General features: G+C 73.9%; 10 protein-coding genes. 7 read left to right on the forward strand and 3 right to left on the reverse strand.

The window, feature by feature from the left end:
• Positions 1–251: 251 nt before the first annotated feature.
• From I8D64_RS13645 to I8D64_RS13665, 5 genes are all read left to right on the forward strand, one after another.
• The gene (locus I8D64_RS13645) at positions 252–1,139 is read left to right on the forward strand and encodes a winged helix-turn-helix domain-containing protein (protein WP_200503341.1); all 888 of its coding nucleotides are present in this window, start codon (positions 252–254) and stop codon (positions 1,137–1,139) included.
• Positions 1,140–1,699: 560 nt separating this feature from the next.
• Positions 1,700–3,448 carry a chromosome partitioning protein gene (locus I8D64_RS13650; protein WP_200503342.1) on the forward strand — a complete coding sequence of 583 codons (1,749 nt, stop codon included), beginning with the start codon at positions 1,700–1,702 and terminating at the stop codon, positions 3,446–3,448.
• 88 nt (positions 3,449–3,536) lie between these two features.
• Positions 3,537–6,845: a DEAD/DEAH box helicase gene (locus tag I8D64_RS13655; protein ID WP_200503343.1), complete on the forward strand. Its 3,309-nt coding sequence runs from the start codon at positions 3,537–3,539 to the stop codon at positions 6,843–6,845.
• Complete coding sequence (locus tag I8D64_RS13660; RefSeq protein WP_200503344.1) at positions 6,842–7,750, forward strand: SWIM zinc finger family protein; 909 nt, start codon at positions 6,842–6,844, stop codon at positions 7,748–7,750. Before I8D64_RS13655 ends, I8D64_RS13660 begins: the two co-directional genes overlap by 4 nt.
• A 271-nt stretch (positions 7,751–8,021) precedes the next feature.
• A complete protein-coding gene (locus I8D64_RS13665; protein ID WP_200503345.1) occupies positions 8,022–9,656 on the forward strand; it encodes a serine hydrolase domain-containing protein in 1,635 nt (544 codons plus the stop codon).
• 26 nt (positions 9,657–9,682) lie between these two features.
• Here the strand turns inward: I8D64_RS13665 and I8D64_RS13670 are convergent, their stop codons facing one another.
• On the reverse strand, positions 9,683–11,053 hold the full coding sequence (locus I8D64_RS13670; protein WP_200503346.1) for a serine/threonine protein kinase: 1,371 nt from the start codon (positions 11,051–11,053) through the stop codon (positions 9,683–9,685).
• A gap of 261 nt (positions 11,054–11,314) precedes the next feature.
• Here I8D64_RS13670 and I8D64_RS13675 point away from each other — a divergent pair, with 261 nt between their 5' ends.
• Together I8D64_RS13675 and I8D64_RS13680 are read left to right on the forward strand one after the other, a co-directional pair.
• Complete coding sequence (locus I8D64_RS13675) at positions 11,315–11,611, forward strand: hypothetical protein (protein ID WP_200503347.1); 297 nt, start codon at positions 11,315–11,317, stop codon at positions 11,609–11,611.
• Positions 11,608–12,144, forward strand: a complete 537-nt coding sequence (locus I8D64_RS13680; protein ID WP_200503348.1) for a GNAT family N-acetyltransferase — start codon at positions 11,608–11,610, stop codon at positions 12,142–12,144. Before I8D64_RS13675 ends, I8D64_RS13680 begins: the two co-directional genes overlap by 4 nt.
• Here I8D64_RS13680 and yczE read toward each other — a convergent pair.
• Together yczE and I8D64_RS13690 are read right to left on the reverse strand one after the other, a co-directional pair.
• On the reverse strand, positions 12,122–12,784 hold the full coding sequence (gene yczE / locus I8D64_RS13685) for a membrane protein YczE (RefSeq protein ID WP_200503349.1): 663 nt from the start codon (positions 12,782–12,784) through the stop codon (positions 12,122–12,124). The two genes, I8D64_RS13680 and yczE, sit on opposite strands and share 23 nt — an antisense overlap.
• A 65-nt stretch (positions 12,785–12,849) precedes the next feature.
• Positions 12,850–13,827 carry an alpha/beta hydrolase gene (locus tag I8D64_RS13690; protein ID WP_200503350.1) on the reverse strand — a complete coding sequence of 326 codons (978 nt, stop codon included), beginning with the start codon at positions 13,825–13,827 and terminating at the stop codon, positions 12,850–12,852.
• Positions 13,828–13,940 lie beyond the last annotated feature (113 nt).

Raw genomic sequence — 13,940 nt, forward strand, 5'->3', positions numbered from 1 at the left:
TCGCCACGACGGCGGCCCGCTCGATGATGCGTTCGATGATGATGTGCATGTGCATGATGCACCGTCAGCCGAGCCTCTGAGCGCTCGAGAATCCTCCGGGGTCGGCTGACAGGAGCCGGCCGGAAGGCGCGGGCTCCAGGTGCCGGCCGGGAGCACACCCCAGCGATCCGCGAACCTGACGCGTCGATCGGAACTGGGATCCCGGGTCCCCACCCGTTGCACCAGGCGTGCACGAACCCGGAGAACGCATCATGAGCATCACCCTGAACAGTCCTGTCACCCAGACCCGCACCCCGCAGAGCGTCGCCGGCCAGAGCCCGGCCGCCCGCGTCGAGCGCCCCGCGCACGACCGCGGACCCCGCGCCCTGCGTCCGCAGCACACCGCCCGTCCCGCCTTCCGCGCCCCGGGCGCCGCCGGGCAGTCCGCCGGCTCGTCCGCCCTGGCCGCCGCGCCGGAGTCCGACCAGGTCACGCTGACCCTCACGGTCACGCTGCCGGCCGGCACGCCCGACGTCGAGGCCGCCCAGATCGCCGACGCGCTGCGCGCCAACGCCCGTCGCCTGACGGCCGGCCGCCGCGCCTCGGCGAGCGTGGGCGTGCGCTCCCCGCGCCCCTTCTCCCCCACCGGGGAGGCCGAGGCCGCGAGCACCGCACCCACCCTGCGGGCCCTCCCGCCGCGCACCCAGGACGGCGAGGCCGCGCAGCCCGAGCGCACGCGCCGCACCGGCGTCGTCTCGCCGAACTCCCCGGCCCGCCGGGACGCCGAGGCGGCACGCCAGCGCCTGCTGCGCGCCACCGCCGTGAGCCCGAACGTCGCCCCCTCCGCGAGCACGGACTGCTCGCTGGTGATCGACCTCTTCGGCCGCCGCGTGCGCATCGACGGCGAGGACGTGGACCTCACCTACAAGGAGTTCGAGCTGCTGGCGCACCTGGCGCGCGGCGCCCGTCGGATCATCGGCCGCGACGAGCTCATGGAGTCCGTGTGGGCCGACGCCTCGTCCGAGACCGGTGAGCGCACCGTCGACGTGCACGTGCGCCGCGTGCGCGCGAAGCTCGGCCGCTACCGCCGCCTGATCTCCACCGTGCGCGGCGCGGGCTACCGCCTGGACACCGGAAGCGACGTCGCGATCCTCGACTGATCGCGCTCGTCTCCCGGTTCTACCGCAGACCCCCGCCCGAGGACCATCGGCCCGGACGGGCAGCCGCTCGTCCGGGCCGATGCATTCGGTGACGAGCGCTCGTCGTCGTCCCAGGTCCGGGAAAGTCGAGGATCCGGGTGGCACGAGGATCCGGGACGAGTCAGAATCCGGGAAGAGCGAACGGCCCGGAGCTCACATCGACGCACTGTCGGGGCTCACGGGCCGTTCGCGATGCCAGCCGTCCCTCAATGGTGGTGGGTGCGGACGACCAGGCAACACGGGTCCACCGATATCGGGGGGAACGTCGGAGGACCCGTTCGTCGCCTCCCGCGAGGGGGATCGAGGAGGCGACGTCCGGGACGATGCTACGGGTCGCGGCGCGCGGATGTAAACGCGAACATGCAATGCTTTGCATGCTTTTGCGCGGCCATGACCAAGTCGGGATTGCCGTTGTCTCCGGCACGTGTCCACCGGTCAGGCGCTTGGCGTCTCGTAGAGTGGAGCATGGCCCCGCGCGCACCGCGGGTGTGTCGACCACCGCAGTGAGGGAGAGCCCATCCATGATCGCGCAGGCGCGCATCGACTCCGACCGGTCCGCGACCGTCCACCTGGCCGATGAGGAGATCGGGATCCACGGGGAGCACATCTCCGAGGTGCGGGCGAACGTCAAGAGCGTGTTCATCGACGCCGCGCGTCGCGCAGGGCGCGACCTCGACGTCGTGATCGTCGAGCCCGACGCCACGCACCATCTGCGCGTGGAGCCCTCGGGCCGCATCAGCACCCGCGGGGCCGACGACCGGCCGCTCTTCGGCCCGTCCGCAGGCGGCGCGGGTCACGGGGCGGAGTCCACCACCGCTCCCTCCTTCGCCGCGCACTCCTTCTCGGCGAGCTCCTTCGACGTCGCCTCGTTCGGGCAGCACGCCTTCGATCCCGAGGGCGACGTCGAGGCGACCGCCGTGCACCCCGCTGTCCCCGAGGGCTCCACCGCGGACAGTCCCTCCTGGATCCCGCCGTCGCTGCTCGGCGAGGAGACCCACGAGGCACACGAGGCGCAGGACGAGCAGGGCTCCCAGGACGAGCTCGTCGCTGCATCGGTTCCCTCGGCTGCGCCGACCACGACCTCCGCATCCGTCGCGCCGGCCGCGCGGACTTCCACTTCCGCATCCTCGGCCGAGCAGGCTCCCTCGGCGCCGGTCGCGCCGGCCCCCGCTCCCTCGGCCGCGTCGCCCGCCGAGCCCTCTGACCAGGCGGGCCCAGCGGCACGTCCCGGCCACGGCCGCCGCGCCGCGGCGACGACGGCGCCGCAGTCCCCCGCCTCCGCGCCGGCGGCGGACGCGCCGCAGGTGGCGGACGCGCAGCCGTCGGGCGAGACCCGTCGGCCTACGCTCCAGGACCTCCAGTCGGCCGGTCGTCAGCCGTCGCCCGCCCCGGCGACCCGCGGCTGGCAGGGCACTCTCACGCGCCTGACCGGCGGTCGGATCTCCCCGCGTCCCGGCCGCGCCGAGCGCGAGGAGCGCGCCCAGCTGCAGCGCATCTCCCGCACCCTCGACGGCCCGAAGAACATCGCCGTCGTGAACCTCAAGGGCGGCGCCCACAAGACCACCGCCTCGCTCATGATCGCTGCGACGCTGGGCATGGCCCGCGGCGGCGGCGTGCTGGCCTGGGACAACAACGAGACCCGGGGCACGCTGGGCTGGCGCGGCGCGCCCGCCGAGCACCACCGCACCGCGATCGACCTGCTGCGCGACCTCGACCAGCTGCGCACCGAGCAGGCCACCGTCTCGGACCTCGACCGCTACGTGCGCCGGCAGGAGGCCACCCGCTTCGACATCCTCGCCTCCGACGAGGATCCGGGCTCCTCCGCCCTCATCGACGACGCCGCCTTCCGCGAGCTCGACGAGACCCTCTCGCGGTTCTATCGCCTCAAGGTCATCGACACCGGGAACAACGTGCGCGCCTCGAACTGGCTGGCCGGCGTGCAGTCGGCCGATCAGCTGGTCATCATCTCGACCCTGCGCGAGGACACCTTCAACGCCGCCGCCTGGATGATCGACGAGCTGCGCGCGACCGGTCTGGCCGAGCAGGTCGACCACGCCGTGACGATCCTGTCGCACTCCTCCGGCAAGAAGATGGACCCCTCGCTGCGCACCCAGCTGCACAAGCACTTCGGCGCGCACACCCGCGCGATCGTCGAGGTCCCCTTCGAGGAGCAGTTCGTGGACGGCGCACCGCTGGACTTCTCGCGGATCCACCCGGAGACCCGGGCCGCGTGGCTGCGGGCGACCGCCGAGATCGTCGACGGCCTGTGAGGACGGGGCCCTCCGGTTCGTTCCTCCCCACAGGGCTCCCGTCCACCGCGCGCCCCGGACGTCGGAGGATGCGCGTAGGTTCGCCCTCATGCCGCTGAACCGCCTGCACCTGGTCGTCGACGACGACCTGGGCCCCGCGCTGTGGGTGCGGGTGCAGGCCGAGGGCGGCGGCTCGCGGCCCGCCGCCGACCTCACGGCCCTGCTCGACGAGGCGCCGAGCGGTCTCTCCGATGCCCTCTCCCGCGCGCTCGGCCGGCACGAGGGCCCGCTGCGCCATCGCGTGCGCGTGCGCGGCCGCACGAGCGAGCATCGCGTGCCCGCGCTCCCGCTGGACGGGGAGGCGCTGCTGGACGTGGTCGGTGCGATCGGCGACCTCGTCGCCGCGCGCACGGGCGCGGGCGCGGAACCGACGGGGCCGACGGGGCCCAGTGGTCCGACGGGGTCCTCGGACACCGGGAGCGAGGTGGCCGCCGTGATCGGGCCGCTCGTGGAGGCCGGCACCTCCCTGCGACTGTCCGACCAGGTCATCGCCATGCCGGACCTGCTCACGGCCGTGGTGCTGGACCTGCATGCCGAACGCCTCGTCGCCGCGCGGCACGTGCGCGTGCGGATCCTCGAGCGCTTCGGCCGCCCCTGGGCGCGCTGGATGGCCCTCGAGGACGATGCCCAGCCGCTGCTGCACTCCATCGTCGACGCCCGCGCGCGCGAGGCCTTCGCCCGGCACGTCGGCTCCCGGCGGCGCGCGGAGACGGAGACACCGGAGGACGACGCGGCGAAGGATCCGACGGCTCTCATCTCCTCGCTGTCCGCCCCCTCCGCGGACACCCCTGTGCGCGCCGATGTCCCGACCCAGCGGCGCATGCAGTTGGCGCTCGATGCGTTCATCGACTCGGGGCGCGCCCGCGTGCACCTCTCCTCGACCGGCTCGGAGCTCGTGGTGCGCCTGCACGAACCGCCGCTGGGCACCGCGTGGCCGCTGCAGACCTGCCTGCGCGACGCGGACGGGACGGTGCGGCCGGTCGCCGACCTGCGCGCCGTGGGCGACGTGGGCGTCGAAGGGGCCGCGGAGGCGTCGGCCGAGGTCATGCGGCTCGCACCGACCGTGCGGGAGGCCGCCGTCGACGACACCGGCGTGGACTGGCTGCTCACCACCGCGCAGGCCTCCGCCTTCCTCGCCCACGACACCGGCGCCCTCGAGGCCGCCGGCGTCACCGTGATGCTCCCGCGCGAGTGGACGAAGCAGAAGACCCGTCTGCAGGCCGTCGTCGGCGAGGAGGAGGCCGAGCAGGAGAAGACGGGCAGCGGCGTGGGCATGCAGGCCATGGCCCGCTTCGACTGGAAGATGTCGGTCGGGGACGTGGACCTCACCGAGGACGAGATCTCCGAGATCCGCGCCGCCCAGGCCGAGCTCGTGCAGCTGCGCGGCCAGTGGGTGCGCCTGGACTCCACGACGCTGCGCGCCGCCGAGCGGTTCCTCGACGCGTTCACCGCGAAGAGGCGCGGGCGGGGCGACGGCGAGGGCGGGGCCGACGGCGGGGGCGCCGTCGACGGTGCGCGTCGGGCACCGACCCGTCGGCCCGACGCACCCCGCGAGGCCGGGCGTCCCGAGCCGATCGCCGAGAGCGCCGGCAGCATGCACTGGGGCGAGATGTTCGCGCTGCTGGGCAGCGCCCAGGCCGAGGGCCTGCAGGTCCGCCTGCAGGCGGAGGATGCCGCGCCGGCGCCGCCGCATGCCGGCGCCCCGGCGCGCGGACGCTCCAACGGTCTGCGCAACCTCGTGCCCGGCGGCCCCGGTCCCCTCCCCCTTCCGCAGCCCGAGCGGCTGGACGCCTCCCTGCGCGGCTATCAGCTCGAGGGCCTGAACTGGATGTGGGCGCTGCACGAACTCGGGCTCGGCGGGATCCTCGCCGACGACATGGGGCTCGGCAAAACCATGCAGGTCCTCGCGCTGCTGAGCCGTGAGCGGGAGCCCGATCCCGCCGCGGTCGCCCCCGAGGTGCGGCCTGCGCGGGTGCGCCCGCGCCCCGGGGCACGTTCGCGCACCCACGGAGCGGGCCCCGCTCCCGGGCCCACGCTGCTGGTGTGCCCGATGTCCGTCGTCGGCTCGTGGCAGCGGGAGGCCGCGCGCTTCGCCCCGGACCTCGCGGTGCACGTCCACCACGGCGGCGATCGCATCCGCGACGCCTCCTTCGCCGAGGGCGCGGCCGATGTGGACCTCGTGATCACCACCTACTCGCTGCTGGACCGGGACCTCGAGGTGCTCTCCCAGGTGCGCTGGCATCGGCTCGTGCTCGACGAGGCCCAGCACGTGAAGAACGCCGGCACGGCCGTGGCGAAGGCGGCGCGGGCGCTGCCCGCCCCGCACCGTCTGGCGCTCACCGGAACCCCGGTCGAGAACCGCCTGAGCGACCTGCACGCCCTCATGGAGACCGTGAACCCCGGCCTGCTGGGCAGCGCCGCCTCCTTCCAGGAGCACCTCGCGGGTCCGATCGAGAAGGACGGCGACGAGTCGGCGCTCGAACGTCTGCGCGCCCTGACCAGCCCGTTCGTGCTGCGACGCGTGAAGACGGATCCGAGCATCATCTCGGATCTGCCCGCGAAGATCGACATGGTGCGCACCGTGAACCTCACCCCCGAGCAGGCCGGGCTCTACGAGGCGCTCGTCGGCGAGCTCATGGCCCAGATCGACGGCGCCGACCAGAACCAGCGCCGCACGCTCGTCGTCTCCACGCTCACCAAGCTCAAGCAGGTCTGCAACCACCCCGCCCACTACCTCGGCGACGGCTCCGGCATCCTGCGCGACGGCGAGCACCGCTCAGGCAAGCTCGAGTACGTCGACGACCTGCTCGGATCGGCCTTCGCCGACGGCGAGAAGGTGCTGCTGTTCACCCAGTTCACGACGTTCGGGCACATGCTCGTCCCCTACTGGCGCGAGAGGTTCGGCCGCGAGATCCCCTTCCTCCACGGCGGGGTGAAGAAGGCCGATCGCGACGCTATGGTCGCCCGCTTCCAGTCCACGCCCGGTGAACCCGGGGCGATGCTTCTGAGCCTGCGCGCGGGCGGCACGGGGCTCACGCTGACCGCAGCCAACCACGTCGTCCACCTGGACCGCTGGTGGAATCCCGCCGTGGAGAACCAGGCCACCGACCGCGCCTTCCGCATCGGCCAGACCAAGGACGTGCAGGTGCGCAAGCTCGTGGCCGCGGGCACCGTCGAGGAGCGCATCGACAACGTCCTCGCCGAGAAGCAGACACTCGCGGACCTCACCATCACGCCCGTCGAGAACGCCCTGGTCAACATGGACGCGGCGCAGCTGTGGGGCATGCTCGCGCTGTCCGACGGGGACGCACCGGACGAGCAGACCCCGAACGATCCGGCGCAGGGAGGTGGACGATGAGCATCCGCATGCGCTCGCGCCGCGGGCAGATCGGCGCCAGCTGGCAGGGCGCCGCCCTGCGCGAATCCCTCGAGAGCGTGATCAGCAGCGGCCGCAGGTCCTCCGGTCGGCGCCTCGCGCGCGCGGACCGCGTGCAATGGCTCGACGTCGCCCCGCGCCGCGCCCGCGCGGGGGTCCTCGACGACGACGGGACGATCTACGAGCCCGAGCTCGACGTCTCCGCCTTCGGCGCCGCCGACCGGCAGATCGTCGTCGACACGCTGCGCGCTCACCCCGAGCTGCCCGCGCTGCTGAGCAGCGGCACCTACCCGCGGGCGGTCGAGTCGGAGCTCGACGCGCACATGGCGACCCTGCTGCCGGGCAGCGCCTCCGAGGTCACCCACGACTGCACCTGCCTGGACTGGCCCGGCCCGTGCGTGCACGTCGCCGCGCTCGCCTACGTGCTGGTCGAGGCGATCGACGAGGCCCCCGTGCACCTTCTGACCCTGCGCGGACTCACCCTCTCCGAGATCGCCCAGCCCGTCGCGACAGGCCGGGGTGCACGGGCCCTCGCCGAGACCGCCGGATCGTCGGACGCCGAGACCCCGCAGGGTGCTTCCGCTGCGGGGCGTTCGTCGGACGGGGTCGAGACGGACGGGGCCCCGACGGGAGGAGATGCGCCGGGGGCAATCTCGTCGGCCGGTTCTCCGTCGGCCGACGGCGCGGCGGACGGGTCAGCGGGCGAGAAGACAGCGGACGAGGAGACGGCGGGCGGCCGCCCCGCGAGTTTCGATCCGGCGATCGCCGATCCGACCCTGCTGCAGGATGCGCTGGGAGAGGAGGCATCCGCGATGCTCGCCTCGTTCTATGCCTCCGGTGCGGGATCCACGGGATCCGCGGCAGACGAGGCCGCCGGCGAGGACTGATCCCCGCGCACCGCGCGTTCGGGGCCCGGGCCCCGGAGAAGAATCCGGGCCGGCGCGCAGAGGGGGTAGCGCGCCGGCCCGGCACTCAGGGAACCATCACGACACGACAGCTGTGCCGGATCGGGACGAGGGGGTGTCCGTCACGAGAATCATGGAACTCCTCCGACGTGGGAAACCACTGGTGCTTCCCTGTGCGTTCGCTATGTCGGGCGCTGCGCGGGCGCGCAACGGTGGGGCCTCGCGGCGTCACCCGCACCCTAGAGTGGGAGCCATGCCCCTCACCACGTCCTCGCATTCCCCTGCCTCCGTCGACTCCGCCGCCGTCCTGCCCGACGAGGCGATCTCGCAGATCGACCGCCTCGCGCGCGACGCCGTCGAGAGTGATCGCACCGCCGGGGCGATCTGGGCGATCGTCGGCGGACACGATCATGAGACTGCTGTGCTGGCCGCCGGGGCAGCGGGTGAGCGCCGCCTGGCGGACGGCGAACGCGCCCCGGACTCCGCGCCCATGGACCCCGCGACGATCTCCCGGATCGCCTCGATGACGAAGTCCTTCACCACGGCGGCCGTGCTGCGCCTGCGCGACGAGGGGCACGTGCGCCTGGACGACCAGATCTCCCGGCACGTGCCCGAGGCCGCGCACCTCGACCCCGTCACCCCGGACTCCCCCGCGATCACCGTGCGGGACCTGCTGAGCATGTCCGCGGGCCTGGTGACCGACAACCCGTGGGGCGACCGCCAGGAGGCCATGACCCGCGAGGAGTTCGCGGCGATGCTCGCGGGCGGACTCGGCCACGTGCACGCCCCCGGCACCGGCTTCGAGTACTCCAACACCGGCTTCGCGCTGCTGGGCCGGCTCATCGACGAGCTCACCGGCACCCCCTACGACCAGTACATCGCCGAGACCTTCCTGCGGCCCCTGGGCATGGAGGACACCGCCTTCTCCCGCGAGGGCCTCGACGCGGCGCGCATCGCCACCGGTCACCGCCTGGCAGACCGCGAGGACCGCACCCGCTTCGAGCCCGTCGACTTCGACTCCCCCGGCGTCTACGGGGCGATGGCGGGTCTGTACTCGACCGTCTCCGACGTGGCGACCTGGGTGCGCTTCCTCGCCGCGGCGGACGCGCCGGACGCCGCCGACCGCGACCAGTCGCTGCTGCGCACCTCCTCCCGCCGCGAGATGCAGCAGCTGCACCGCCTCCAGGACACGCCCTCGCTGCCCGCCGGGCCCGACGGCTCCTCCCCCGGATTCACCCACGTGCGCGGGTACGGCTTCGGGCTCGTCGTCGAGCGCTACCCCGACCTCGGCGAGATCGTCTCCCACTCCGGCGGCTACCCGGGGTACGGGTCGTTCATGGTGTGGCACCGCGACAGCGGCCTGGGCGTGGTGGTCCTCGCCAACAGCAAGTACGCGCCCGCGACGCGGATCGCGATGGACGCCCTGCGGGTCATCGACGCACAGGCCCCGCACCTGCTCGCGGCGCGTCTGCCGACGGCCGCGCCGCGCACCCTCGAGGCCGCGGCGGCCGCGCTGGACTGGCTGCGCGCGGGGACCGGGGCGGGCGTGACGCCGGACGACGGACGCTCCGACGACATCGCCGACGCCTGGTTCGCCGACAACATGGACCTCGACATCTCCCGCGAGGAGCGGCGCCGACGCCTCGAGACGGCCCTGCAGCGCGCGGGCCTGGGGGCAGGCGCCCTCGATGACCTGCGCGCCGAGGACGCCGAGGTGCTCTCGCGGGCGAGCGTGCGCTGGACCGTGCCGGGCGCCGCCGGCGACGACTCCGCGGGGCGGCGCCGACTGCGCATCACGCTGCTCATGGACCCGCGGGCCGAGGCCCTCATCCAGTCCCTGGACACGCTGGCCCTCGACAGCACGGGCACGCCGGTCACCGCCGGCTGACGGGCCCTGGTCGGGTCGCGGAAGGGTCAGAAGAGGGTCACCAGGAGAACGGCCGTCGGCACCCCGATCACGACCGCGAGGACGGCGCCGACGCCCGCTCCCAGCAGGGTGGCGCCGCGGCCGCTCGGCCGGGGCGCCGGGGCGTGTCCCGGGGCCTGACGCGCGGACGTCCCCGCAGGAGCGCCTCCGTGGCCGACGGGCGCAGAGCCCGGCCGTTCACCGGTGCCGGCCGAGTGCGCACCCGGGGAGTGTGCGCCGGCCGAGCCGTGGGACGCGGATGCCTGCCCCGCCGGTGCCTGCGGAGGACCATCCACGAGCCTCCGGCCCGCCGCGTTCCGCGGCGTGCCTCCGTAGGGGTAGGGGCCGAGGTCCTGCGGACCCCGCTGCGGGGCGACCGTCGCGGCGTTCTGGCCGTGCCCCTGCGGTGGCACACGCTGCGGCATCTCCCCGGGCCGCGGGGTGAAGGCCTGCGAGACGCTGCCCTGGCGGATCTCCTCCATCGAGGGGCCGGTGCGCGCGGGCGCCTCGGGTCGCTTCGCGCCCGGGGCGTCGGGCGGGAGCGGCGGGAGGGTGTCGGAGATGTGCAGAGGCGCGCCGTCGGCGAAGCCGAGCGGCAGACCGGGCGGCACGCGCGGCAGGTCACGGCGCACGCTCGGGGCGTCCTGGTAGCGGCGCTCGGGCTGCGGGTCGAGCATCCGGCGGATCACGGCGGCGAGCTTCGGGGAGACCCCGCGCAGGCGCCGCGAGAGCTCCTCGGGCCGGAAGGCGCCGTCGCGCAGGGGGAAGGGCCCGTTCAGCGCGAACAGCGCGACGACCCCCGCCGCGTAGAGGTCGTGGCTGGGGTGCGGCTCGGCCATGGAGAACAGCTCGGGCGCCATATATCCGGGGGTCCCGTTGATCATGCCCACGCTCGTGAAGCGCACGTCGGTCTCGTGCACGGCGATCCCGAAGTCCGCCAGGCGCGAGTGCGGCACACCCGGCCCGGTGGACTCCAGCATGATGTTCGCGGGCTTCACGTCGCGGTGGATCCAGCCGTGGGAGTGGACGTGCGCGAGGCCGTCGAGCAGCTGGTCCAGCAGCACCACCACGGCGGGCTCGCCGAGCGGCCCCCGCGCACGGACCATCGACTCGAGGGTCCCGCCGCTGGCGAGCGGCATCGCGATCACCACGTGCTCGTCCTCGGCGCCCCAGCCGTAGGGGGTGAGCAGGTGCGGATGGTCGAAGCTCACGCCCTTCTCGCGCACGAAGCGCATGAGATCGGCCGAGTCCCGCTGACGCAGCACCTTCGCCGCGCACAGACGGCGGGTCTTGGAGTCCCAGGAGCGCCACACGGCGCCCGATCCGCCCTTGGCGATCAGGTCGATGAGCGCGAAGCGCCCCACGATGACGTCGGCCATGCTCTCCGGTTCCCTCCGTGCTCCCGATCCGCGGCTCTGCCCACGGCGGGAGCGCAGGTCCACAGTACGATGGATCGTGCGCGAGGTCAGTGCACTCGGCGTGCCTGTGGACGTGCTCGCGCGACGCGCGACGGCATGGGGGCGACACCGTGCGGCACAGCACCGCACCGCACGGCCCTGCGCCGCCGGGCACCACCCAGCACCGCCTGGCACCGCGCAGAGCAGCACCGCACGACAGCGCACAGCGAGAGGGGACGTCACATGGACTGGCTCATGGACTGGTTGACCGACCCCTCCGAGTTCGATCCCCTGGTGTTCGTCGTGCTGGTCGCCCTCACGATCCTGCTCACCCTCGGGAGCATCGTCTGGCTCGTGCTCGAGCGCGAGGAGCCGTCGGCCCGGCGCGGCACCTCGGACGACGCCGCCGCGGCCGCGGAGTCCTCCTCGCCCCTCGCCCGGATCGCCGCGCGCAGCGAGCGGGAGGCCGCGCGCGTGCGGCGCGAGATGGACGCCGACGCCGGTCGTGGATCCGACGCCCGAGGGGGTGCGCGCCGATGAGCGGCGATCCGGGGCCGGCCGCCGCTGCGTCTCCCGCCGCTCCCCCGCGCATCCGCCTGGCTCTCGCCGAGGACGCTCCCGTGGTGCTCGGCATCCGCGACGAGGCCATCCGCAGCTCCTCGGGCCTGTGGATCGACGAGGTCCCGGAGTCCGTGTCCTCCCGTGCCTGGTTCGACGCCCACCTGGATCGCGGCTCGATGCTCGTGGCCGCGGGGGCCGACGACGAGGTGCTCGGATACGCGTGCTTCTCCCCGCTGCGCGACTACGCGGGCTACCGCTTCACCGGCGAGGACTCGATCTACCTGCTGCCCGCGGCGCAGGGACGCGGGGTCGGCCGCGCGCTGCTCGGGGCGCTCGTCGCGCATGCCCGCGAGCACGGCATGCACTCCCTGGTCGCGCTCGTCGAGGCCGGCAACGTCGGCTCGATCCGCCTGCACGAGCGCTGCGGGTTCCAGGAGGTGGGTCGCATGCCCGAGGCCGGCTTCAAGTTCGACCGCTGGTGGGATCTGGTCACGCTCCAGCTGCTCCTCTGACTGCTCGGCGCCGCACCGGGATCGTCACGTGCGGGAGCACCCAGCCCACGATCGGGCCGATCGCGATCGCGTACACGAAGGTGCCCACGCCCACCGGCCCGCCCAGCAGCCAGCCCGCGACCAGCACCGTCGCCTCGATGCCGAAGCGCAGCGGGCCGACGGGCCGCCCGGTGCGATGGTGCAGGCCCGTCATCAGTCCGTCGCGGGGACCGGGTCCCAGATGGGCGCCGATGTAGACGGCGTCGCTCACGGCGTTCAGCAGCACGCCGCCGAGCATCATCGTGATCGCGAGCGGCAGGCCGTGCGCCGGCGGGACGACGAACAGCGTGAGGTCGGTGGCCACGCCGATCCACAGCGCGTTGGCGAGGGTGCCGATGCCGGGGTGCTGACGCAGCGGGATCCAGGCCACCAGCACCAGGAAGCTCACCACGATGATCACCGTGCCCACGCTCAGCCCCGTGCGCTGGGCGATGGCCACGTGCAGCACGTCCCACGGATCCGCACCGAGCCCCGAGCGGATGAGCAGCGCGAGCGCCGCGCCGTACCCGGTGAGGCCGAGGAACAGGGACAGCAGGCGCAGCCCGATGCGGTCCAGGTGGAACTGGTCGCGCAGGCTGACGTTCTCGAGAGCGGCGGGCATGCCTCCAGCATGCCTGTGATGGGCCCGGCGACGCCGCGAGGACGCACGCTCACGGGCCGCGGAGGTCAGTGGGCGGCGGCGCGGCGGCCTTCGTTGACGGGGGCGTCGAAGGTGAGTGCGTCGCGCACGAAGCTGATCTGGGCGCGGCGGGCGCACTGGGCGGCGGGTCCGCGCCAGACCAGCGGGTAGCAGTGCCAGCCCCCGGGCTGCTCGAGGTAGGTGACATGGACGTCGGCGAGGCCGAGGGCGTCGCGCAGGCGCTGGGAATCACCGAGCAGAAGATCCTGGTCGCCGACGGTCAGGTGCACGGGAGGCAGGCCCTGGAGGTCGCCGCCGAGCGGGCTGAGCCGCGGGTCGTCGAGCGGGAAGCCGTCCGCGTACATCGCCGCGCAGCGCGCGAGCAGGTCCGGGCGCACCGCGGGGTCCTTCTCGATCTGCGCCGTGCGCCGCGGGTCCTCGCCCGTGAGGTCCGCCCACGGGGAGGTCAGCAGCAGCGCGGAGGGCAGGGACTCGCCGCGGTCGCGGAGTGCCTGGACCACGGCGAGCGCGAGTCCGCCGCCGGCGCTGTCGCCGGAGAGGACCCAGTTCGGGGAGACCGCGTCGAGGTCCTCGAGGATGCCGAGCACTCCCTCGACCGCATCGCCGTAGGCGGCGGGGAACGGCATCTCCGGCGCCATCCGGTAGTGCAGCATCGAGGCGGCCGCGCCGGTGCGTCGGCGCAGGTCCGACAGCCAGTCCCAGTGGTTCGGGCTCTCGCCGTTCACGTAGGCGCCGCCGTGGAGATGGATGACGAGCCCGGCGTTCGCGCGCGCACGATCGATCCAGGTCACGGGGATGCCGCGGTGGCGCGATCGGGTCACCAGCGAGCGGTCGACGAGCTCGCGGTCGGGCTTCGTGGGGTGGTGGGTGCGGCGCACGTTGAGCTCGTAGAGGCCGATGGGCATCTGGGCGCTGATGAACGCGCCGACGCGCAGGGCGCGCGCCCCAGAGGCCTCCTCCTCGTCGACCTGCGGGACGGGGGTCTCGACGTGCATGGACTTCATGAGGGCATCTTCGCATGCGCTCTCGACCGCGCGGTGCGGACACCGCGTGACGCCGCCCGATGCCGCGTGATGCCCGACCCGTCGGCCCCGTCGGTCCCGTCGGCCCCGTCGGC

This window comes from Brachybacterium halotolerans, assembly GCF_016623465.1.
GTDB classification, from domain to species: Bacteria; Actinomycetota; Actinomycetes; order Actinomycetales; family Dermabacteraceae; genus Brachybacterium; species Brachybacterium halotolerans.